The sequence below is a fragment of the Nocardia sp. NPDC051787 genome, assembly GCF_040681325.1.
GTDB lineage: Bacteria > Actinomycetota > Actinomycetes > Mycobacteriales > Mycobacteriaceae > Nocardia.
The window spans coordinates 283,265-305,419 of record NZ_JBFAYO010000001.1; the positions used below are offsets into that span (position 1 = coordinate 283,265).

The following is a 22,155-nucleotide window of genomic DNA, read 5'->3' on the forward strand; positions in this document are numbered from 1 at the left end:
GCCTGTAGACCGACGGCGTGCCCGCGCATCTCGGTAGGCCGACGGCCGACGGGAACCGGGAATCGCCCTCATCCTCGAGGATGACCGAACTCGCCACTATTTACCGACGCGCGCCGCGCGGTTTTGCGGAATGCTGGGCAGCATGATCGAGCTGAGAGGCCTGACCAAGCATTACGGGAAGACCGTCGCGGTGCAGGACCTGTCCTTCACCGTGCGACCGGGGCAGGTGACGGGCTTCCTGGGGCCGAACGGCGCGGGTAAGTCGACCACCATGCGGATGATCCTCGGGTTGGACAAGCCCACCGAGGGTACCGCGCTGATCAACGGCAAGCAGTACCACGAGCTGGACCATCCGCTGCGCGCCGTCGGCGCGCTGCTGGATGCCAAGTGGGTGCATCCGAACCGGTCTGCGCGCGCCCACCTGGAGTGGATGGCCGCGTCCAACGACATCCCCAAGTCCCGGGTGGAGGAGGTGCTGCGGCTGGTCGGCCTGTCGGAGGTGGCGGGCAAGTCCGCGGGCGGGTTCTCGCTCGGCATGTCGCAGCGGCTCGGCCTGGCCGGCGCGCTGCTGGGCGACCCGCAGGTGCTGCTGTTCGACGAGCCGGTCAACGGCCTCGATCCGGAGGGCATCCTGTGGATCCGCCGGTTCATGCAGCGACTGGCCGCCGAAGGCCGCACGGTGCTGGTCTCCAGCCATCTGCTCTCGGAGATGGCGCAGACCGCCGAGCACTTGGTCGTCATCGGCCGCGGCAAGCTCATCTCGGACTCGACCACGCAGGAGTTCATCGAGCGCGCGTCGGAGCAGTCGGTGCGGGTGCGAAGTCCGCAGCTGGACCAGCTGCGCAGCGTGCTCACCTCGAACGGCATGACCGTCCGCGAAGACGGCGCGGGCGCCGACGGCCCTGCGCTCGTCGTCGCTGGCGTGACCAGTGACGCGGTCGGCAAACTGGCCGCCGAGAACGAGATCACGCTGTTCGAGCTGGCCCCGCAGCGTGCCTCGCTGGAGGAAGCGTTCATGCGGATGACCGGCGGCGCCGTGCAGTACCACGGCGAAGGCTTCGACCAGGTGATGGGAGGCGCGCTCTGATGGGCGTACTGGCAGCGGAACGAATCAAGCTCACCTCCACCAGGTCGCCCTGGTGGTGCTCGGCGATCGTGGTAGCCCTAGCGCTCGGCATGGCCGCCCTGCTCGCCTGGGTGGCGCGGACCACCTACGGCGAGGAAGGCGCGATCGACATGACCGTCTCTACCGCGGTGGCCGGGATCAGCGGCTTCGGCGTCATGGTCCTGATGATCATGGCTACCTTGACCGTGACCAGCGAATATCGCTTCGGCATCATCCGGACGACGTTTCAGGCAACCCCGCATCGGGACCGGGTCATCCTCACCAAGGCGGGGTTGGTCGGCCTGTACGGCGCGCTGCTGACCACCGTTCTGGTGTTCCTCGCCTACCTGGTGGCCAAGGCGCTCAGCGGCCCGAAGGCGGGCGCGAGCCTGACCCTCTCCAGTCCGGAGGACTGGCGCGAGGTCTACGGCATCCCGATCTACGCCTTCCTGTGCATCATCCTCGCCGTCGGCGTCGGCGTGCTGGTGCGGCAGTCCGCCGCCGCGATCTCGTTGATCGTGCTGTGGCCGCTGCTCATCGAGGGCCTGCTCGGTGCGTTCGGCAGCTTCGGCCGCAATGTCACCCCGTTCCTGCCGTTCGCGAACGCGAACCACTTCTTCAGCACGGCCCCGTCCACCGCCAACTGGCACTGGGGGCCCTGGGCGAGCTTGCTCTACTTCGCCACTTTCGTCGCGATCGTCTTCGGCGCGGCCCTGATTTCGGCGAACCAGCGCGACGCATAGCTACCCGAGTCGCTTTCCCTCGCCACTCGGGTAGGGGAGCGCCGACCTTGTCGGGAGGTCCGGCGCTCCGTCCACCGTCTGCCACTGCCCGGCGGACGGTGCGGCGATCGGCCTGGTGCGAATCTTTGCGCTGGGCCGATCGCCTTGTGTACGGCGCGTGTGAACATCCCGGAAACTATGCCGCCTGCCGCTTCCGAGACCCATTCTCGGCCGAGTAGCCTCGATTCAGCAACCAGCTCGTTATCCATCGCGGGGCCCGACGACGTGCTCGCTGACGTTCACCGCGGAGGTGAGAGATGGCGATGATTGCTAACCGGCCGACGCCGGATCGGCTGAGATACTCTCGGGGCGTGAGCGAAACTCCTTCCGGCGGCGCCGAGTCGGCGCCAGGCCCGGAGGCTGATGGCGACATACCGCCCGAAATGGTCATTCCGTTGGAGCCGGCCGACGAGTTCGACTCTTCCCGCTCTTCCGGCGGATCGCGGCGTGGCCAGCTGTCCGCCCTGATGAACGCCGCCAATCAGCGGGCCGACCTGATCGGTGTGCTGCGCAAGGCCCGTGAGCAGCTGCCCGGCGATCCTGCTTTCGGTGACCCCCTGTCGGTTTCCGGTCCTGGCGGTGCGCGGGCGGTCGCGCGGGCGGCCGACAAACTGGTGGGCGACGCCCCCAGCGCAGCCAGGGAAATAGGCTTCGGCGCCTTGCAGGTCTGGCAGGCGATGCTGGAGCGCGTGGGTCGCGGCAAAGGTAGCCAAGAGATAACTGTGATGTTCACCGATCTGGTGGCGTTCTCCCGGTGGTCGCTGTCGGCGGGTGACGAGGCCACCCTCGAACTGCTGCGCGAGGTTGCCAAGGCCATCGAGCCGCCGATCGGCGAGCGCGGCGGCCAGGTGGTCAAGCGCATGGGCGACGGCGTGATGGCGGTCTTTCCCTCGGCGGACCGGGCCGTGCGTGCCGCGGTGACCGCTAAGCGCAATCTTGCCGACGTGCAGGTCCGGGGCTATAGCCCGCGGATGCGAATCGGTTTGCACACCGGTTCTCCGCGCGAGATCGGCGGCGACTGGCTAGGTGTGGACGTGACGATCGCGGCCCGGGTGATGGAGGCGGGCGGCAACGGGCACACCATGCTGTCCGAAGCGACGCTGCAAGCACTGCGGCCCGAGACGCTGGACGATCTCGGTCTCGCGGTCAAGCCGTATCGCCGCAGCTTCTTCGCGGCGCCGCTCAATGGCGTTCCGGACGACCTGCGGATCTTCCGCCTGTCCAGGAACTAACCGAGCCACCACGCCAGGGCGCCACCCGCCGCGAGAACTGCGCAGACGGCCAGCGCGATGGACAGTGGACGGGCGGTCTTCCAAGTGGTGTAGGCGCCACCGGCGAGGAACCCGGCCAGGGCGAACAGAACGATCACGGTGACGTCGCTGGGCACCGTGCTCATCTTGCTCCATGTGGACAGGTCACCCCGTCGCGGGTGGTGCGGACGCCGGGAGGTGGTTCAGTGTGCAATTAACAAGCACGCATGCTTGCTTTTTTCCGGCCCGAGTGTGATGCTGGTCGCGGAACGCGGATTCCACGGATGCGGCATGCGGCCCATCCTGACGGTCCGCCGCACAGGAGGCATTCCCGCTGATGAGTATGCTGGCCGCCGACCCGGACGTGCTCCGGATCGGCAACTGTTCCGGCTTCTACGGTGATCGGCTCGGTGCCATGCGCGAGATGCTCGAAGGCGGGCAGCTCGATGTGCTCACCGGCGACTATCTCGCCGAGCTGACCATGCTGATCCTCGGCCGCGACCGGATGAAGGACCCGAGCCTCGGCTACGCGAAGACCTTCGTCAAGCAGATCGAGGACTGCCTCGGGCTCGCGCTGGAACGCAAGGTGCGCATCGTCGCGAACGCGGGCGGCCTCAACCCGGCCGGTCTCGCGGAGAAACTGCGCAAGGTCGCCGCCGATCTCGGACTGGACGCGAAGATCGCGCACGTCGAGGGCGACGACTTGGTCGCGCGCGCCGGTGACCTCGGTTTCGGGGCACCGCTCACCGCCAACGCCTACCTCGGCGCGTGGGGCATCGTGGAATGCCTGAACGCGGGCGCGGACATCGTCGTCACCGGACGGGTCACCGACGCGTCGGTCATAGTCGGCCCGGCCGCCGCGCACTTCGGTTGGGGCCGAACCGATTACGACCAGCTGGCGGGCGCGGTGGTGGCCGGGCACGTCATCGAGTGCGGCACCCAGGCCACCGGCGGCAACTATGCCTTCTTCACCGAACTCGCCGACCTGGGCAGGCCGGGCTTCCCCATCGCCGAAATCCGCGCCGACGGAAGCAGCGTGATCACCAAGCACCAAGGCACGGGCGGCGCGGTCACCGTAGACACGGTCGAAGCGCAGTTGATGTACGAGATCCAGGGCGCCCGCTACGCCGGACCCGACGTGACCTCCCGCCTGGACACCATCCGGCTCGACCAAGACGGCCCGGACCGGGTGCTGATCAGCGGCGTCACCGGCGAGGCCCCGCCGCCCCGGCTCAAGGTCTCGCTGAACACCCTCGGCGGTTTCCGCAACGAGATGGAGTTCGTGCTCACCGGTTTGGACATCGAGGCGAAGGCCGAACTGGCGCGACGTCAGCTGGAATCCTGGCTGCCGACCCGTCCCGCGGAGCTGACCTGGACGCTGGCCCGCCTGGACCGGCCGGACGCCGCGACCGAAGAGCAGGCGAGTGCGCTGCTGCGCTGCGTTGTCCGCGACCCCGATCCGAACAAGGTCGGCCGCGCGTTCTCCAACGTGGCGGTGGAGCTGGCATTGGCCAGCTATCCGGGATGCAGCTTTACGACCCTGCCGGGCAACGGGTCTCCGTACGGCGTGTTCACCCCCGGGTTCGTCGACGCCGCTGAGGTGCCACACACGGCGGTGCTTCCGGACGGCACCCGTGTCGATATCGCGCCGTCCACCGACACAGCCGAACTCGCCGAGATCGCCGAGCCGCCCGCGCCCGAGCCGCTGTCTGCCGGGGCGACCCGCCGTGTTCCGCTGGGCACGATCGCCCTGGCGCGGAGCGGGGACAAAGGCGGAGACGCGAACGTCGGTGTGTGGGTGCGCACCGACGAGCAATGGCGCTGGCTGGTGCACACACTCACCGTGGCGCGCGTCAAAGAGCTGCTTCCGGAGGCGGCTCCGCTCACCGTCACCCGGCACGTCCTGCCCAACCTGCGGGCCCTGAACTTCATCATCGAAGGCCTGCTCGGTCGAGGGGTGGCCTACCATGCCCGCTTCGACCCGCAGGCCAAGGGACTCGGCGAATGGCTGCGGTCCCGTCACCTCGACATTCCCGTGGAGCTATTCGCATGACCGGTCAGGCCCGGAGGCAGCAGCTCGCGTCACCACGCAGGGCCCCCGGTCATGCGAGAAAGGACACCGCATGGCCAAACCCTGGGACACGCCGGAACGACGCGAATTGCGTTCCACGGTCCGTGGATTCGTGGAACGCGAGATTCTGCCGTACCTGGACGGATGGGAGCGCGCCGGAGAGATCCCGCGCGGATTGCACGAGAAGGCGGGGGCGCTCGGCCTGCTCGGCGTGCAGTTCCCGGAATCCGCGGGCGGTTCCGGTGGCGACGGCGTGGACGCGATGATCGTCTGCGAGGAGATGCACCAGTCCGGAGCGTCCGGCGGGCTGTTCGCGTCGCTGTTCACCTGCGGTATCTCCGTGCCGCACATCATCGCCTCGGGCAATGCCGAGCAGATCGAGCGCTGGGTGAAGCCGACCCTCGCGGGCGAGAAGATCGGCTCGCTCGCGATCACCGAGCCCGGTGGCGGCTCCGACGTCGGGCACCTCACCACCACCGCCCGCCGCGACGGTGACCACTACATCGTCAACGGCGCCAAGACCTACATCACCTCCGGCGTCCGCGCCGACTTCGTGGTCACCGCGGTGCGCACCGGAGGCCCTGGCGCCGCGGGCATCTCGCTGCTCGTCATCGACAAAGACACGCCGGGCTTCACGGTCAGCCGCAAGCTGGACAAGATGGGCTGGCTCGCCTCCGACACTGCCGAGCTGTCCTACGTGGACGTCCGGGTGCCGGCGGAGAACCTGGTCGGCCCGGAGAACTCCGGCTTCCAGCAGATCGCGGGCGCGTTCGTCAGCGAACGCGTCGGCCTCGCGGTGCAGGCGTATTCGAGCGCGCAGCGCTGCCTGAACCTCACCCTGGAGTGGGTGCGCAACCGCGAGACCTTCGGCCGCCCGCTGATCAGCAGGCAGGCGGTGCAGAACACGGTCACCGAGATGGCGCGGCGCATCGACGTCGCCCGGGTCTACACCCGAGACGTGGTGCAGCGCAGCGCCGAAGGCGAGACCGACCTGATCGCCGAGGTGTGCTTCGCCAAGAACACCGCGGTCGATGCGGGCGAGTGGGTGGCCAACCAGGCCGTCCAGCTCTTCGGTGGCCTTGGCTACATGCGCGAATCCGAGATCGAGCGTCAGTACCGGGACATGCGCATCCTGGGGATCGGCGGCGGAACGACGGAAATACTCACCGGACTGGCGGCGAAGCGATTGGGGTACCAGTCATGACCATCTTGCGAAGCACCCTGGATACCGGGTCGCCCGAGTACGCCGCGGCCGCGGAAGCCATGAGCGCCAAGCTCGTCGAAGTCGAGGCCGAGTTCGCCAAGGCGATCGCGGGCGGCGGGCCGGACAAGCTGGCCCGGCACCGCAAGCGCGGCAAGCTGACCGCCCGCGAGCGCGTCGAACTGCTCGTCGACGAGGACTCGCCGTTCCTGGAGCTGTGCCCGCTGGCGGGCTGGGGCAGCGAATTCCACGTCGGCGCGAGCACCATCGCGGGCATCGGGGTCGTGGAGGGCGTCGAGTGCATGATCGTCGCGCCGGACCCGACCGTGCGCGGCGGCACCTCGAACCCGTGGACGCTGCGCAAGACCCTGCGCATCAACGACATCGTGCGGGAGAACCGGCTCCCGGTGATCTCGCTGGTGGAATCCGGCGGCGCGGATCTGCCCACGCAGAAAGAGGTCTTCGTCCCTGGCGGGCGGATGTTCCGCGATCTCACCCAGGCGTCGGCGGCGGGCATTCCGACCATCGCGCTGGTGTTCGGCAACTCCACCGCGGGCGGCGCCTACATCCCCGGCATGTCCGATCACGTGGTGATGATCAAGGAGCGCTCCAAGGTGTTCCTCGGTGGACCGCCGCTGGTCAAGATGGCCACCGGTGAGGAGTCCGACGACGAATCCCTCGGCGGCGCGGACATGCACGCGCGGATCTCCGGCCTCGCCGACTACTACGCGGTGGACGAGCAGGACGCGATCCGCATCGGCCGTTCCATCGTCAAGCGGCTGAACTGGCGCAAGCACGGGCCCGTGCCGCGGGCCGAAGTGATCGAGCCGCTGTACGACCCCGAGGACCTGCTCGGCATCGTGCCGTCGGACCTGAAGATCCCGTTCGACCCGCGCGAGGTGATCGCGCGCATCGTGGACGGCTCGGATTTCGACGAGTTCAAACCGCTCTACGGCAGCAGCCTGGTCACCGGTTGGGCCGAGCTGCACGGGTATCCGATCGGCATCCTGGCGAACGCGCGCGGCGTGCTGTTCTCCGAGGAGTCGCAGAAGGCCACCCAGTTCATCCAGCTGGCCAACAAGTCCGACACCCCGCTGCTGTTCCTGCACAACACCACCGGCTACATGGTCGGCAAGGAGTACGAGCAGAAAGGCATCATCAAGCACGGCGCGATGATGATCAACGCGGTGTCCAACTCGAAGGTGCCGCATATCTCGGTGCTGATGGGCGCGTCCTACGGCGCGGGCCACTACGGCATGTGCGGCCGGGCCTATGACCCGCGTTTCGTCTTCGCATGGCCCAGTGCGAAATCCGCGGTCATGGGCGGGGCACAGCTGGCGGGCGTCATCTCGATCGTCAGCCGGGCCGCCGCCGAGGCGAAGGGCTTGCCGTTCGACGAGGAGGCCGACGCCGGGATGCGTGCCATGGTCGAGGCGCAGATCGAGGCCGAGTCGCTGGCGATGTTCATGTCCGGGCGGCTCTACGACGACGGTGTCATCGACCCGCGCGATACCCGGACGGTATTGGGAATGTCCTTGTCGGCCATTCACAATGCCCCGATCAAGGGCGCCGAAGGCTTCGGCGTCTTCCGAATGTGAGGCCGAAAATGACAGTATCGCGTAGCGATTCGGTGTGGGGCGGCGGCCGGGCGACGGGTGGGCTCACGAACGTCCTCGTCGCCAACCGCGGCGAAATCGCGCGCCGGGTCTTCGCTACCTGCCGCCGCATGGGATTGAGCACCGTCGCGGTGTACTCCGACGCGGATGCCGCCGCGCCGCACGTCACCGAGGCGGACGCCGCCGTGCGACTGCCCGGCAATACGCCCGCGGAGACCTACCTGCGCGGTGAGCTGATCATCGAGGCCGCGCTCGCCACCGGCGCCGACGCCATCCACCCCGGATACGGATTCCTCTCCGAGAACGCCGAATTCGCCAAAGCGGTGCTCGACGCCGGGCTGGCCTGGATCGGACCACCCGTCGAGGCGATCGAGCAGATGGGCTCGAAGGTCGCCGCGAAGAAGATGATGGACGCCGCCGGTGTCCCCGTGCTCGCGGAGCTGGACCCGGCCGAGGTCACCGAGGACCATCTGCCGGTGCTGATCAAGGCGTCCGCGGGCGGCGGCGGCCGCGGCATGCGGGTGGTGCGCGAGCTCGCCGACTTGGCGCCGCAGATCGACGCCGCCCGCCGGGAGGCGGAATCCGCGTTCGGTGATCCGACGGTGTTCTGCGAGCGTTACCTGGAGACCGGCCGGCACATCGAAGTCCAGGTCATGGCCGACACCCACGGCACGATCTGGGCGGTGGGCGAGCGCGAGTGCTCCATCCAGCGCCGCCACCAGAAGGTGATCGAGGAGGCGCCCTCGCCGCTGGTGGAGCGCACCGAGGGCATGCGGGCGCGGCTGTTCGAGGCGGCCCGTCTGGCGGCGGGCGCGATCGGCTACACCGGCGCGGGCACCGTCGAATTCCTCGCCGACGAGCAGGGCGAGTTCTTCTTTCTGGAGATGAACACCCGGCTGCAAGTGGAGCACCCGGTCACCGAATGCACCACCGGACTGGATCTGGTCCGGTTGCAGCTGGATATCGCCGCTGGTGGCGCCTTGGCCGCCGAACCGCCCGCAATGCACGGGCATTCGATCGAGGTCCGGCTCTATGCCGAGGACCCGGCGCACGACTGGCAGCCGCAGAGCGGAACCGTGCACCGAATCGAGATTCCTTCGGTGTCAGCAGAATTCGATCTGCTCGGCCGCCCCGGCGTCCGCCTCGATACGGGTGTGGTGAACGGTTCGGTGGTCGGCGTGCACTACGACCCGATGCTGGCCAAGGTCATCTCGTACGCTGAAACTCGGAGTGCGGCAGCGCGATTGCTGGCCGCGGCGCTGCACCGGGCGAAGATCCACGGTCTGGTCACCAACCGGGACTTGCTGGTGCGGGTGCTGCGTCATCCGGCGTTCCTGGCCGGTGACACCGACACCGCGTTCTTCGAGACGCACGGCTTGGCCGCCCTCGCCGCGCCGCTGGCGTCGGAATCCTACGAGTCGTTGTCGATCGTGGCCGCCGCACTCGCCGACGCCGCGGCGAACCGCGGCGGCGCGCGCGTGGGCGGTGGGCTGCCCAGCGGATGGCGGAACCTGCCATCGCAGTCGCAGCGCAAGTCGTACGAGAGCCGCACTACCGGGACGCATGAGGTGGGCTACCGATTCAGCCGGGCCGGTGTCACGGTGGACGGTCACGACGGGCTCGGCCTCGTCGAATCGGCACCGGATCACGTCGTGCTGTCGATTCCGGGCGAGCGCGGTCCCGTGCGCAGGCAGTTCGAGGTCGCGCGCTACGGCGACCAGGTCTACGTCGACTCGCCGCTCGGCCCGGTAGCGGTGCGCAGGCTGCCCCGGTTCAGCGATCCGGCCGACCAGGTGGCCACCGGGTCGCTGCTGGCCCCCATGCCGGGCAACGTGATCCGGCTCGGGGCCGCAGCCGGCAGCCACGTCGAACAAGGTCAGCCGATCCTGTGGCTGGAGGCGATGAAGATGGAGCACACCATCGCCGCGCCCACCGCGGGCGTGCTCAGCGCCGTCAACGTCACCGTCGGCCAGCAGGTGGACGTCGGCGCTGTGCTCGCGGTCGTCGAGCCCGCCTCGAACGACGAAACCACCGGAACGCAGGAGCCTCGATGAGACGCGATCGCGCAGTGTTCATCGCGCCGACGGGGTGCGAGAGCGCCCACGAAGTACAGGAGAAGCTATGACTACAGCATCGCGCAGCGATTCGATGAGGGGCGGCGGCCGGGCGACGGGCGGGCGTTTCATCGAAACCGACGAGCAGAAGGCGCTGCGGGCCGCCGTAGCGGCGCTGGCCGCGAAATACAATTACCGCGACTACGTGCTGCCGAAGGCGCGCAACAACGAGCCGCTCGACGAACTGTGGAACGAGGCGGGCAAACTCGGGTTTCTCGGGGTGAACCTGCCGGAGGAATACGGTGGCGGCGGCGCGGGCATGTACGAGCTGTCGCTGGTGATGGAGGAGTTGTCCGCGCAGGGCGCGGGACTGCTGCTCATGGTGGTGTCCCCGGCGATCTGCGGCACCATCATCACCAAGTACGGCACCGACGAGCAGAAGCAGGAATGGCTGCCCAAACTCGCCGACGGCTCCGGCAAAATGGTCTTCGGCATCACCGAGCCGGACGCAGGCTCCAACTCCCACCAGATCACCACCACCGCACGCCGCGACGGCGACGACTGGATCCTCAACGGCCGCAAGATCTTCATCTCGGGGGTGGACCAGGCCGAGGCGGTGCTGATTGTGTCCCGCACCGAGGACCACAAGACCGGCAAGCTGAAGCCCGCCCTGTTCATCGTGCCGACCGACGCCGAAGGCTTCACCAAGACGGCGCAGGAGATGGACATCATCGAGCCGGACCACCAGTACAGCTTGTTCCTCGACGACGTCCGTCTGCCCTCGACCGCACTGGTCGGCAAGGAGGACGCGGCGCTGATGCAGCTGTTCGCCGGTCTGAATCCGGAGCGCATCATGGGCGCCGCCATGGCGATCGGGCTCGGCCGCTACGCCATCGACCGCGCCGTGGAATACGCCAGGGAACGCACGGTGTGGAAGACGCCGATCGGTGCGCACCAGGGTATTTCGCATCCGCTCGCGCAGGTGAAGGTCGAACTGGAACTGGCCAAGCTGATGATGCAGAAGGCCGCGACCCTCTACGACGCCGGCGACGAGATGGGCGCCGCCGAGGCCGCCAACATGGCCAAATACGCGGCGGCGGAGGTCAGCATCAAGGCACTCGACCAGGCCATCCAGACGCACGGCGGCTCCGGCCTGACCAGGGACGTGGGGCTGGCCGCCATGCTGGCCGCCGCGCGGATCGGTCGCATCGCGCCGGTCAGCCGGGAAATGGTGTTGAACTTCGTCGCGCAGCACTCGCTGGGCCTGCCGAAGTCGTACTGAAAGGACACGCATGACCGAGACGGGTCCGTTCGTCCGCTACGAGGTGGGCGGCGGTGTGGCGACGCTCACGCTGGACTCGCCGCACAACCGCAACGCGCTGTCGTCCAGGCTGGTCGCCGAGCTGCTGCGCGGCTTGGACGACGCGGCGGCCGACGACAAGGTGCGCGTCATCGTGCTCGCGCACACCGGCAACACCTTCTGCGCGGGCGCGGATCTCAGTGAGGCGAGCGACGCCGATCCGGCCGTGGCCGCCGACGAGCGCACCCGGGTGATGATCGGCGTGCTGCGCAGGCTGGTGGAGACGCCGAAGCCGGTGATCGCCCGGGTCGACGGCAACGTGCGTGCCGGTGGCATGGGCATCGTGGCCGCCTGCGACATCGTCGTGGCCGGGCCGGGCAGCAGCTTCGCGCTCACCGAGGTGCGGATCGGATTGGCGCCGTTCATGATCTCGCTGACCCTGCTGCCGAGGCTCAGCCCGCGCGCGGCCAGCCGGTACTACCTGACCGGCGAGAAGTTCGGGGCCGCCGCAGCGCAGGAGATCGGTCTGGTCACGGTCACCGCCGAGGACCCGGCGGCCGAGGTGGCGCGGCTGTGCGGGGAGGTGCGCAAGGGGTCGCCGCAGGGGCTCGCCGAGGCCAAGCGGCTGGTCAACGCGGACATCCTCGCTCGGTTCGACTCCTCCGCCGAAGAACTCGCGCGGCGTTCGGCGAGCTTCTTCGGTACCCCCGAAGTGCATGAGGGCATGCTGTCCTTTTTGCAGCGTCGCCCGCCGACCTGGGCAGGATAGCCACCATGGCGACACCCCACGAACCGAAGCAGGATCGCAGCCGAGCCACCCGGCAGCGCCTGCTCGAGGCGACCATCGACTGTCTGGCCGAAATGGGCTGGGCGGCCGCGACGGTCTCCGTGGTCGCCGAGCGCGCCGGGGTGTCCCGTGGCGCGGCCCAGCATCACTTCCCGACCAGGGAGGACCTGATCACCGCCGCGCTGGAGTACATGTTCGACACGCGCAGCGGGCATGCCGTGCAGGAGGCGGCGACGCTGGCGGAGCTGGGCGACGGACCGGCCCGCACCGAGGCGGTGGTGGCGGGGCTGGTCGAGTCCTACACCAGTCCGCTGTTCAAGGCGGCCCTGCAGGTGTGGACGCACGCCGCCGCCGATCCGGCGCTGCGCGAACGCATCGTCCCGCTGGAGGCCCGCTTCGGTCGCGCGTCACACCGCCGCGCCGTCGCCGCCCTCGGCGTGGACGACTCCGACCCGGTTGCCCATCACTTGGTCCAGGCGACCCTGGACATGGCCCGCGGCCTCGGATTGGCCGACGTACTCACCGACGACTCGGCCCGCCGCAAACGAATCGTGCAGCAGTGGGCGGCGACGCTGCACGCCGCCTTGCACGCGCCGCGCTGAGACCATCGCCGTTCGACGGGTATTACTGCACCGCAGCGTCTTCCGGTTGTCGGTCCGAGCAGGGACACTGCACTCATGGTGTGGGTTCCGGTGGCGGCACTGGTGGCGACGGTCGTTGGCGTCTTCGCCGGGTTCTACTACTTCTTGGCCAATCGCCGCCGCAATGTAGTGCGGTTCGATTTCGATTCACGGCGCATGATCTCGGGAGTCCCGGGACCGCAGGCACTGCGGGTCTCCTATGGCGCAGCGGTGATCGGCGACCCACACCTCGTGGTGGCGACGCTCGTCAATCGCGGCCAGAAAGACGTGCGGCCGGATGACTTCGTTCTCGGTACTTCGTTGCCGATCGACGTGAGTACTCCGGTGGTCGCGCTGATTCCGGACGAGGGCGGCACCCGGCTGCCCATCTCCATCACCGCGTTCGGCCTAGAGCTCGCACCCGTTTTGCTGCGCAGGAACCGCAGGTACACCATCACCGCGATCACCGACGGCCCGCCGGCTTTCACGGTGCGTGACGAGGTGGTGGCCGACACCGACATCTCTTGGAAGGAGAGCGACGCCGAGTCGGCGTCCGTACGATTCGGCGTCCGCCTGCTGATCGCGGGCGCGGCGCTCCTGACGCTCAACGTCGTCACTGCGTCCGTGTTCGCCTCGTACTACTCGAAATCCCAAGAGGTGCTGCATGAGCAGCAACGGATGATCGCGGAAATGTACGGCAGGAATATCGCCCTCACCGAGGCCGTTCGCCGACTCCTCGAATCCCAACCACCTCGTTAGCGCGGCGATAAGGCGCCCGCGATGGACGCCGACCGAGCGGCTGTCGGCTCCCGATTCGGGCAGAAGATGGCGACGGCCTCGCTTCCGCCGCCGCGGCGGTAGCGAGGCCGGTCCAAAGGATCAGCTGATCAGCACAATCCCTGCTGCTCGAGCCGCCCGGAATCGATGGCGTAGGACGAGGCTCCGATGGCGGCCCCGATGAGTCCGACGATGATCGCGCCGGGGATCGCGCCGACGAAGAAGACCGGCAGACCCACCAGCGCACCGATCATGGCTCCGACGGCCGCGCCGATTCCCGTGCGGAGTTCGATCGTGTCACCGGGCGGCAGGCACGCCTTGATGTAGGTCACCTGCGGAGGTTCGCTGGTCGCCGCCGCTATCGGTGCGGCGTTGTCCACCGGCGCCGCCGACGCGGTGGAGGCGAATCCCACGGCGAGCGCGGTTGCGACGAGTGCGCTGACCACCGTCACGGCCAGCTTCGTAAAAGCATTCAACTGTTTCCCTGAGTGTTCGCGGTGTACGCGTGACCTGATGGTGGCCGGGGCCCCGGCTCCCGACCCGAAGCCGTCACGTACCGAACATCATCGCTGGCGTTTTGCCGGGTGCCAAGAGCCTGCCGCTGAATGACCCACCGTGGTAACGAACGGCGCCGTTTCGCGGCTAGGTCACACTGGCGAACCCCAGCACTGCGGTGATTGTCCTGATGTCGAATAGGTCCGCCGAGAATGCCTGCCGCCGACGATCACACCGCCAAGACGTCGACCTCGTATTTCTGGCAATACGGATCCCGGGTGACAAGGGTGAGGTTCGCGCATCGTGCTTGGGCGATCAGTATGCGGTCGAAGGGATCCCGGTGGATCAAGGGAAGCCGTCCAGCAATGACCGCATGCTCATGGTCGATCGGTAGCGGAATGAATCCGCTGTCGCAAATGCGTTCGGGCAGGTCGTCCGGCCCCTCGAGCTTGCCGATGGCCTGCTTGATGGCGACCTCCCAGACAGTGGCCGCACTCAGATACACATCCGGATCGTGATCGAGCGAGTTTTTGATCTCGTCGGATAGTGCGGGGTCGTCGGTCAGCCACCACAGCACGACATGGGTGTCCAGCAAGAGGCTCATGGCAACAGGCCGAAGTCGCGGGCGATGGATGCATTGGTCTCCTCGGTGTCCCAATCCGGACCGAGGACCAGTTTTCCGCGCAGTGATCCGCGACCACCGCGATTCGCCCGGCGGACCAGCGGCACCACCTTGGCGACGGGATGGCCTGCGCGGCTGATCACGATCTCCTCGCCGTGCTCCACTCGCTCGATAATCCGCGACAGGTGCGTCTTCGCGTCGTGGATGTTGAATTGCTCAGCTGCGTTCCCCACTGCACACCTCCTTAGCTAAGAGGTTAGTCCACAAGGAGGCCGGAGCCAATGGTCGGCATACAGGGCGTAGTCGAGTGGTGCGGAGACGAGCAGGGCATCGGGGTATCGCGGTGATGCGTCGATCGACCGCGCGCGGCGTCCATCGCGCGGTTCTGCGCATGCCATGCTGGGCGGCGATGCGGCCCGGGTATGCAGGGCGGCGGGGGCCGCATCGCGTGATCTCAGCGGGGGGAGGTCAGGTCGTACAGGGTGACGCCGTCCACCTGCATGGCGGTGAAGTTCTCCTGGACCCACTGCGTGATCTGCGCGCTGGGCGAGGAACTCGAGGAACCCGGCCCGCCACGGCCGCCGCCGACGAAATAGTGGATCTTCCCTTCGGCAACATACTGTTTGAACTGTTCCAGCGTCGGCGACTGGTCGCTGCCGTTGAAGCCGCCGATCGGCATCACGGGGAGTTCGGTGGCCAGTTGCAAGCCCGCGGCGCTGTTGGATCCGATGGCCGCGGCTACCCACGTGTAGTCGCCGCCGTTCTGTTCGAGCAGGGACACGACCTGCGCGCTCGGCTCACCGGCTCCGAGGAGCCCGCCCATTCCGCCGCCATCGGGGCCTGGACCACCGTCTCCGGTCACGCCGCCGGGCATGCCTTGGTTCGGTCCGGTGCTGGGCGTCCGACTACCGGGCGCGGCTTGTGGCCCTGTGCCCGGCATTTGATTGCCCGGCAGCGAAATCCCACCGGGCGTCGCACCCTGCGGACCCGTTCCAGGCATCGGCGCGGACCCGGGCGACCGCCCATCCGGCGCTTGCCGGGCACCGGCGCGGCCATCCGTTGCCAGCCCGACCTGCGGTCGACCGCCCATACCGTTCATGCCCTCGCTCCACGGAGGTCGGTTGCCGTGCATCGCGACGTTCGGCCCGGCCGACGGGATCGAACCGGCGTGCGGGGTGGCGATCGTGTCAACCGCATAGGCCACCGGCCCGGCCAAGCCGGTGAACGCCACCGCCAGCGCCGAGACCATGGCCAGCTTTCGCGGCGCGGGGAAGGCGACGGCGAGTGTCGCGAGTACGCCGACGACCAGTACGGTCCAGCGCAGCCACGGCTGCCATTCGGCGCTGCGGGACAACAGCATCCACGCGGTCGCCGCGGTGAGACCCACCGCGAGCGCCGCCGCCAGCCGTACTGCCAGCCGACGGCGCTCCCGCCACAGCAGCACCACACCCGCGCCGACCAGCGCGGCGACCGCCGGGGCCAACGCCACGGTGTAGTACTGATGGAAGATGCCCGCCATGAAGCTGAACACCAGCCCGGTCACCAGCAGCCATCCGCCCCAGAGGATCAGCGAAGCACGCTGCTGATCGGTCCGAACTCTCTTGCCGCACAAGATGATCCCGACGAAAAGCGCGATGAGTGCCGCGGGGATCAGCCACGCGATCTGGCCGCCCTGGGCAGGTTCGAACAGCCGCGTGATGCCGGTGTCGCCCCACATACCGTTGCCGCCGGGCGGCAGTTCGCCGCCAGGTCCGACGCTGCCGCGTTCGTTGCCGTTGAGCCGTCCCAGCCCGTTGTAGCCGAGGGTCAGCTCCAGGATCGAGTTCTCGTGCGAGCCGCCGATCCACGGACGCGACGAGGCGGGCCACAACTCCACCGCCAGCAGCCACCAACCGGCGGCCAGCACCATCGCGGCGCCCGCCGCGAAGAGTTGCACAATACGTTTGCCGAGCTTCGGCGGACCCGCGATCAGGTAGGTCAGCGCCAATGCCGGCACTACCAGCAGCACCTGCAATTGCTTGGTGAGGAAGCCGAATCCGATCAGCGCGCCGGTCAGCACGAGCCAGCGCCAGCGGCCGTCCTCCACCGCGCGCGTCATCGCCCAAGCCGCGGCGACCATCAAGAACACCAGCAGCGCCTCGGGATTGTTGAACCGGAACATCAGCGCCGCGACGGGGGTCACCGCCAGGGCCGATCCCGCGATCAATCCGGCGGCGGGTCCGAACGGCCTGCGCACCGTAGCCCACACCAGCGCGACGGTGGCCACGCCGAGCAGTACCTCCGGCACCAGGATGCTCCAGCTGTTCAGCCCGAACGCCCGCACGGACAATTCCATCAACCACAGCGAGGCGGGCGGTTTGTCCACGGTGATCGAGTTCGCCGCGTCGGATGATCCGAAGAAGAACGCCTTCCACGACACCGAACCTGCTTGCACCGCAGCGGAATAGAACGAGTTCGCCCACCCGTTCGCGCTCAGATTGCACAGATACGCCACCGTCGTGCCGATCAGCAGTACCGCCAGCGCCGGGTATTCCCAGCGGAGTTCGGACTTCGGCCGCGGTTCGGCCGCGATCGGCGTTGCCGTGAGTGTCGCCGTCACAGGTGGTCTCCTTTACCGTCGAGCGCGATGCGAGCAGGCTCGGCGGCGAGCCGCCGGGGAGTCGTCCGAGGCGATTCGGCGAGCGCAGAGGATGCGGGGCGTTGTTCGCCCGCGCCCGCACCATTGCGGAACACCCATCGCAGACCGACGAACCGCAACAACGTCGCCACTAGGTTCGCCAGTATCAGCACGGAGAGCTCCAGATGCACCGCGGCGCCCGGCGCCCACTGATGCAGCGCCAAAAGCGACCCACTGGTGAGCGCCAACCCGATCCCGAAAATCACCAGACCTTGGAATTGCTGCGCGACGACCCCGGTCGAGCCGCGCACCCCGAAGGTGAACGCCCGGTTGGCCGCGGTGTTGGCCACCGCCGTGATCAGCAGCGCCGCGAAGTTCGCCACCTGCGCACCGGTGACCGGTTGCAGCACGACATACAGCAACAGATAGGCCAGCGTGCTCAGCACGCCGACGATCGCGAACCGCACCAGCTGTCCCACCATGCCCAGAGGCACGCCGGGCACCAGTGGTTCCCGGCCCACTGCTCGGCGCAGTTCCTCCAGTGGCAGCGCGCCGGTGGCCAACGCCCGTCCGAGCCGCCAGATGCCGCGCAGATCTTTGCGCGCGGTGTCGATGATGTCGACCCGGCTGTCCGGGTCGTCGATCCAGTCCACCGGCACCTCGTGGATGCGTAGCCCGACCCGTTCGGCGAGCACCAGCAACTCGGTGTCGAAGAACCACTCCCCGTCGCGGACCAGCGGCAGCAGGCGCCGCGCCACGTCGGCGCGTATCGCCTTGAACCCGCACTGTGCATCCGAGAAGTGCGCTCGCAGTGAGGCTTTCAGTAGCAGGTTGTAGCAGCGCGAGATGATCTCACGCTTCGGCCCGCGCACCACGCGGGAGGCGGAGTCGAGCCGGGTACCGATGGCCAGGTCGGAATGGCCGGTGATCAGCGGTGCGACCAGGGGGAGCAGCGCGTTCAGGTCGGTGGACAGGTCGACGTCCATATAGGCGACCACCTGCGCGTCGGAGCGTTCCCAGACTGCCCGCAGCGCCCTGCCGCGCCCTTTGGCGGCGAGGTGCACTACGCGCACGTCGGACAGATCCTCGGCGAGCAACTGGGCCACCTGGAGCGTGTCGTCGGTGCTCGCGTTGTCGGCGATGGTGATGCGCGCCGGGAACGGGAACCCGTCGCGCAGGTAGGCGTGCAACCTGCGCACGCACACGCCCAGGTCGGTCTCTTCGTTGTAGGCGGGTATCACCACGTCCAGCACGGGCGACCCCGTGGTCTCGGTTCGTTCCGTCGCCGCGACGGTCACAGTCTCGGTCATGCGCACCACAGTCGACGCTGACGCTGGCGCCGAGCTGGGGTCGAGCTGTGAGGTTGCTGGGGGGTGGGGCGCGCTGGTGATGCGCCTCTGGCAGGCCGACATAGCGTACGGTCGACGCGGAAAAGCGAGCGGAGAAGAAGGCGAAGGCCGCGGACGATAGCGGCGCCGACGCCAGGAAGCGCTGAGCGAGGCCGACCACACCGGCCGACGGCCGGGTATCGGTACCGGTGGTAGCGGTAGCATCCGGATTCGTGATGCGCAGCGGCCCGAGAACAGACGAGGTGCCGCGTAAGCGTGTCGACGCTCGCACCGAGCGATGGCGCGAGCACCGGCGGAAGGTCCGCGAGGAGTTCGTCGACGCGGCATTCCGTGCGCTGGACAAGTTCGGCCCCGAAGTCAGCATGGGCGATATCGCCAAGGAGGCCGGCGCGGCGAAGCCGAAGCTGTATCGCCATTTCGAAGACAAGGCCGACCTCTACAACGCGATAGTCGACCGGGTCCGCGACATGCTGTGGGATCGAATAACGGCCAGCTTCGACCTCACCAGCGATTCGGCGGGCGAACTAGTCCGCCGCGGAACGTCCGAATACGTGCTGGTGGTGTCACAGCACCCGAACGTCTTCCGGTTCATCCTGCACAGCCACTTCGCGCAACGATCCGACGACTCCGGCCGTGCGTTGCAATCGGCCAGGCAGTCGGCGAAACGCGCCGCCGAACTGTTCGCTGGGGCATCGGGCGATGAGTCGGTACCGATTGCGAGCGCAGAACTGGTCATCTATTCGATTTTCGGCGCGGTGGCCTCGGCCACCGACTGGTGGCTCGGCGCGAACCGGCTGGAGACACCGACCATGCCGATCGAGCAGTTCGTCGCCTACCTCGCCGAGATCATCTCCGCGCTGGTGGCGGCGAACGCACGGCTGAACGGCATCGTCATCGATGCCGACCGTCCGCTGCACCTTGCCGTTTCCCGTAGGTGACCGTGGCGCCGCCCGGGCGGACGCCGAGGCCGGTTGTCGCACGCACACCGAACGTCGTTGTTCTGATTGCCTTCACCATTGAAGCCACCTGTGCTTGCGACGACCTCAGTATCGCAGCGCCCACCGACAAGAAATGGTGCCGCGCCGTGCGGTGATGCCGGAAGTCGCCGGCTCGCTGAGTGGTTGCCCGGTCACTTCTCGTGCAGCCGCCACAGCGGGGATACCGGCCCGTGGCCCGCGCCGAGATCGTAGGACGCGGCCAGGCAGCGGTAGGTCCACTCCTTGGCGAACTCCACCGCGTCGGGAACCGGATAGCCGTGCGCCAGCGCGCAGGCGATCGCGGCGGCCAGCGTGTCGCCGCCGCCGTGGTCGTTGCCCGTCGCGATGCGCGGCGCGGTGAACTCGAGGAACTGCTCGCCGTCGAACAGCAGGTCGGTGCTGGATTCGGAGGAGCGCAGGTGCCCGCCCTTGACGATCGCCCATCGTGGCCCGAGCTTGTGCAGCGCCTCCGCCGCACGCCGCGCCGAATCCTCGTCGTCGACTTCGATACCCGTGAGCAGCCTGACCTCGTCCAAGTTCGGCGTGACCACGGTCGCGAGCGGAATCAGGGTGTGGCGCAGCGCGTCCAGCGCCTCGATGTGCAGCAGTGGGTCGCCGTGCATCGAGGCCGCGACCGGATCGACGACCAGCGGAATGTGGCCGTCGCGGCCGATACCGACCTCCTGGCACACCGCCGCGACCGCCTCGATGATCGCGGTGGAGGCCAGCATGCCGGTCTTGGCCGCGCCGACGCCGATGTCACCGACGACCGCGCGCACCTGATCGGCCACGATCTGCGGCGGGATCTCGTGGAACCCGCTGACGCCCACCGAGTTCTGCACGGTCACCGCAGCCACCGCCACCAGCGCGTGCACTCCGCACAGCGCCATGGTGCGGGTATCGGCCTGGATTCCGGCCCCTCCGCCGGAATCGGTACCGGCAATGGTGAGCGCCCGGACTGGGGTCTGCCCCTCGGCGGGCAATGGCAGCAGTTTCACGCCACAAACCCTACGGCGGTCCGGCCGCGTCACCACCGGCAACCAGTCGCCGTCGCCGCACACTTCAGCCGGAGCATGTGATCGCGCTGGCCGATGGTCGCAGCCAGGTACTCGGCGCACGATGGGCCCGCGGACCGAGTCTGTCGAGTGATCTGCGTCACGTGATGTCAGGATTTTCGTCGATGCGGTGTCTTGTGTTCGAGCCTCTCAGAGCGAAGGTAAGGACACCATGAGCAACAACACCGATGTGGTCGTGATCGGCGGCGGATATGCCGGTGTGATGGCGGCCAATCGTTTGACGCAGCGCGACGACGTGACGGTGACCGTGATCAATCCGCGCCCGGTCTTCGTCCCGCGGCTGCGTCTGCACCAGTTGGTGGGTGGGACCCATGATGCGGTCGTCGACTTCCAGGAGGTTCTGGCCGAGAGTGTTCGGCTGGTCGTCGACAGCGTGACGCGGATCGACGCGGCCGCGCGCAGCGTGACGCTGGCCGAGGGCGGCACGATCGGATACGACTATCTGATCTACGCGGTGGGCAGCGCCAGCGCCGGGCCCCGGGTGCCGGGTGCGGCCGAGTTCGCTTACCCGGTCGCCACGTTGGAGGCGGCGCAGCGGTTGCGGTCGGTGTTGTGGGACATGCCCGCGCGGGCGGCGGTGACGGTTGTCGGGGGTGGTCCGGCCGGGATCGAGACCGCCGCGGAGCTGGGGGAGCAGGGTCGTGCCGTCACGTTGGTCTGTGGCGGTGTCCTCGGTCCGTACCTGCACCCGCGGGCTCGCCGCACGGCCCGCAGGTATCTCGCCGAGCTGGGGGTGAGCGTCATCGAAGGCCCGGATGCGGTGGTCACGGCGGTAGCACGGGATGCTGTGGTACTCGGTGACGGCCGCAGGTTGGCGAGTCAGGTCACTGTCTGGGCGGTGGGTTTCGGTGTGCCCGATCTGGCCGACCGCAGTGGGCTGCGCACCGACGCCGCCGGGCGTCTGCTCACCGACGAAACATTGACCAGCGTCGATGACGAGCGCATCGTCGCGGCGGGTGACTCGTCGGCTCCGTCGGATCTGCCGTTCCGGATGAGCGCCTACACCGCGTACGGCCTGGGAGCGCACGCTGCCGATACGGTGCTGAACCGGATCGCGGGTGAGCAGCCGGCGCCGATCGATCTGTCGTTCCCCGCGATGTGCCTCAGCTTCGGGCGGGACGCCGGGATCTACCAGCTCGGTCACAAGGACGAGACCGCGATGCGGCTCTACTTCAGCGGGTTCGCGGGCAAGAAGCTCAAGGAGTTCGCCTGCGAAGCCGGCATCAAGCACTTGGCGACCGAGGCGCGTAAGCCCGGCTCGCACTCCTGGTTCAAGGACGGCAAGTACCGTCCGCAGCTGCTGGCGGCCCAGCGCGGCGACGCGCCCGCATCGATCGCCTGAGGCACCGACGCCGTTGTCGCATCGGCCGCCGGTGATCTCGGCGGCACGATGTGCGGCAGTGCCCGAATCGCGGACGCCGCAGCTCATCGTGTGTCATCGGCGAACCGGCGCGGA

The 22,155-nt window shown here is 68.2% G+C and carries 20 protein-coding genes; 13 read left to right on the forward strand and 7 right to left on the reverse strand.

All coding sequences use genetic code 11. The annotated features are described in order from the left end of the window. Positions 1–142 precede the first annotated feature (142 nt). The 3 genes from AB0M45_RS01310 to AB0M45_RS01320 all read left to right on the forward strand — a co-directional run bounded on the left by AB0M45_RS01310 (position 143) and on the right by AB0M45_RS01320 (position 3,119). Positions 143–1,087, forward strand: a complete 945-nt coding sequence (locus tag AB0M45_RS01310) for an ABC transporter ATP-binding protein (RefSeq protein WP_364321340.1) — start codon at positions 143–145, stop codon at positions 1,085–1,087. Next, positions 1,087–1,848: an ABC transporter permease gene (locus AB0M45_RS01315; protein WP_364321343.1), complete on the forward strand. Its 762-nt coding sequence runs from the start codon at positions 1,087–1,089 to the stop codon at positions 1,846–1,848. The genes AB0M45_RS01310 and AB0M45_RS01315 overlap by 1 nt, the downstream gene beginning before the upstream one ends. Positions 1,849–2,276: 428 nt before the next feature. Further along, positions 2,277–3,119 (forward strand): adenylate/guanylate cyclase domain-containing protein, encoded by an 843-nt coding sequence (locus AB0M45_RS01320; RefSeq protein ID WP_364321768.1) that lies wholly within the window; start codon positions 2,277–2,279, stop codon positions 3,117–3,119. On the opposite strand, the gene AB0M45_RS01325 is transcribed toward AB0M45_RS01320, so the two are convergent. Next, a complete protein-coding gene (locus tag AB0M45_RS01325) occupies positions 3,116–3,283 on the reverse strand; it encodes a hypothetical protein (RefSeq protein WP_364321346.1) in 168 nt (55 codons plus the stop codon). The genes AB0M45_RS01320 and AB0M45_RS01325 overlap by 4 nt on opposite strands. Before the next feature lie 191 nt (positions 3,284–3,474). Between AB0M45_RS01325 and AB0M45_RS01330 the strand changes: the two genes are divergently transcribed. The 8 genes from AB0M45_RS01330 to AB0M45_RS01365 all read left to right on the forward strand — a co-directional run bounded on the left by AB0M45_RS01330 (position 3,475) and on the right by AB0M45_RS01365 (position 13,545). Next, positions 3,475–5,190 (forward strand): acyclic terpene utilization AtuA family protein, encoded by a 1,716-nt coding sequence (locus tag AB0M45_RS01330; RefSeq protein WP_364321349.1) that lies wholly within the window; start codon positions 3,475–3,477, stop codon positions 5,188–5,190. 70 nt (positions 5,191–5,260) lie between these two features. Next, complete coding sequence (locus AB0M45_RS01335; protein WP_364321352.1) at positions 5,261–6,412, forward strand: acyl-CoA dehydrogenase family protein; 1,152 nt, start codon at positions 5,261–5,263, stop codon at positions 6,410–6,412. Beyond that, entirely contained in the window at positions 6,409–8,007 is a 1,599-nt protein-coding gene (locus tag AB0M45_RS01340) for a carboxyl transferase domain-containing protein (protein WP_364321356.1), read from the forward strand. The genes AB0M45_RS01335 and AB0M45_RS01340 overlap by 4 nt, the downstream gene beginning before the upstream one ends. 8 nt (positions 8,008–8,015) lie before the next feature. Then, positions 8,016–10,079, forward strand: coding sequence for a biotin carboxylase N-terminal domain-containing protein (locus AB0M45_RS01345; protein WP_364321359.1), 2,064 nt, complete (start codon positions 8,016–8,018; stop codon positions 10,077–10,079). A gap of 94 nt (positions 10,080–10,173) precedes the next feature. Beyond that, on the forward strand, positions 10,174–11,361 hold the full coding sequence (locus tag AB0M45_RS01350; protein WP_364321771.1) for an acyl-CoA dehydrogenase family protein: 1,188 nt from the start codon (positions 10,174–10,176) through the stop codon (positions 11,359–11,361). 10 nt (positions 11,362–11,371) lie between these two features. Next, positions 11,372–12,148, forward strand: coding sequence for an enoyl-CoA hydratase family protein (locus tag AB0M45_RS01355; protein ID WP_364321362.1), 777 nt, complete (start codon positions 11,372–11,374; stop codon positions 12,146–12,148). A 5-nt stretch (positions 12,149–12,153) separates the two neighbouring features. Next, positions 12,154–12,768, forward strand: coding sequence for a TetR/AcrR family transcriptional regulator (locus tag AB0M45_RS01360; protein ID WP_364321365.1), 615 nt, complete (start codon positions 12,154–12,156; stop codon positions 12,766–12,768). 75 nt (positions 12,769–12,843) lie between these two features. Continuing rightward, positions 12,844–13,545, forward strand: a complete 702-nt coding sequence (locus AB0M45_RS01365; RefSeq protein WP_364321368.1) for a hypothetical protein — start codon at positions 12,844–12,846, stop codon at positions 13,543–13,545. Between the two features lie 128 nt (positions 13,546–13,673). Here the strand turns inward: AB0M45_RS01365 and AB0M45_RS01370 are convergent, their stop codons facing one another. The 5 genes from AB0M45_RS01370 to AB0M45_RS01390 form a co-directional block, all read right to left on the reverse strand. Continuing rightward, a complete protein-coding gene (locus tag AB0M45_RS01370; protein ID WP_364321371.1) occupies positions 13,674–14,039 on the reverse strand; it encodes a hypothetical protein in 366 nt (121 codons plus the stop codon). Positions 14,040–14,287: 248 nt separating this feature from the next. Continuing rightward, positions 14,288–14,662, reverse strand: coding sequence for a type II toxin-antitoxin system VapC family toxin (locus AB0M45_RS01375; RefSeq protein WP_364321374.1), 375 nt, complete (start codon positions 14,660–14,662; stop codon positions 14,288–14,290). Continuing rightward, positions 14,659–14,913, reverse strand: a complete 255-nt coding sequence (locus tag AB0M45_RS01380; RefSeq protein ID WP_364321377.1) for a type II toxin-antitoxin system prevent-host-death family antitoxin — start codon at positions 14,911–14,913, stop codon at positions 14,659–14,661. The genes AB0M45_RS01375 and AB0M45_RS01380 overlap by 4 nt, the downstream gene beginning before the upstream one ends. A 221-nt stretch (positions 14,914–15,134) precedes the next feature. Beyond that, positions 15,135–17,279 carry a glycosyltransferase family 39 protein gene (locus tag AB0M45_RS01385; RefSeq protein WP_364321380.1) on the reverse strand — a complete coding sequence of 715 codons (2,145 nt, stop codon included), beginning with the start codon at positions 17,277–17,279 and terminating at the stop codon, positions 15,135–15,137. Beyond that, positions 17,276–18,607: a bifunctional glycosyltransferase family 2/GtrA family protein gene (locus tag AB0M45_RS01390; protein WP_364321383.1), complete on the reverse strand. Its 1,332-nt coding sequence runs from the start codon at positions 18,605–18,607 to the stop codon at positions 17,276–17,278. The genes AB0M45_RS01385 and AB0M45_RS01390 overlap by 4 nt, the downstream gene beginning before the upstream one ends. Positions 18,608–18,861: 254 nt before the next feature. Here AB0M45_RS01390 and AB0M45_RS01395 point away from each other — a divergent pair, with 254 nt between their 5' ends. Continuing rightward, positions 18,862–19,584, forward strand: coding sequence for a TetR/AcrR family transcriptional regulator (locus AB0M45_RS01395; RefSeq protein WP_364321774.1), 723 nt, complete (start codon positions 18,862–18,864; stop codon positions 19,582–19,584). 191 nt (positions 19,585–19,775) lie between these two features. On the opposite strand, the gene thiD is transcribed toward AB0M45_RS01395, so the two are convergent. Then, a complete protein-coding gene (thiD, locus tag AB0M45_RS01400; RefSeq protein ID WP_364321387.1) occupies positions 19,776–20,621 on the reverse strand; it encodes a bifunctional hydroxymethylpyrimidine kinase/phosphomethylpyrimidine kinase in 846 nt (281 codons plus the stop codon). A 229-nt stretch (positions 20,622–20,850) separates the two neighbouring features. Between thiD and AB0M45_RS01405 the strand changes: the two genes are divergently transcribed. Continuing rightward, positions 20,851–22,041 carry an FAD-dependent oxidoreductase gene (locus AB0M45_RS01405; RefSeq protein ID WP_364321390.1) on the forward strand — a complete coding sequence of 397 codons (1,191 nt, stop codon included), beginning with the start codon at positions 20,851–20,853 and terminating at the stop codon, positions 22,039–22,041. Positions 22,042–22,155: the final 114 nt, after the last annotated feature.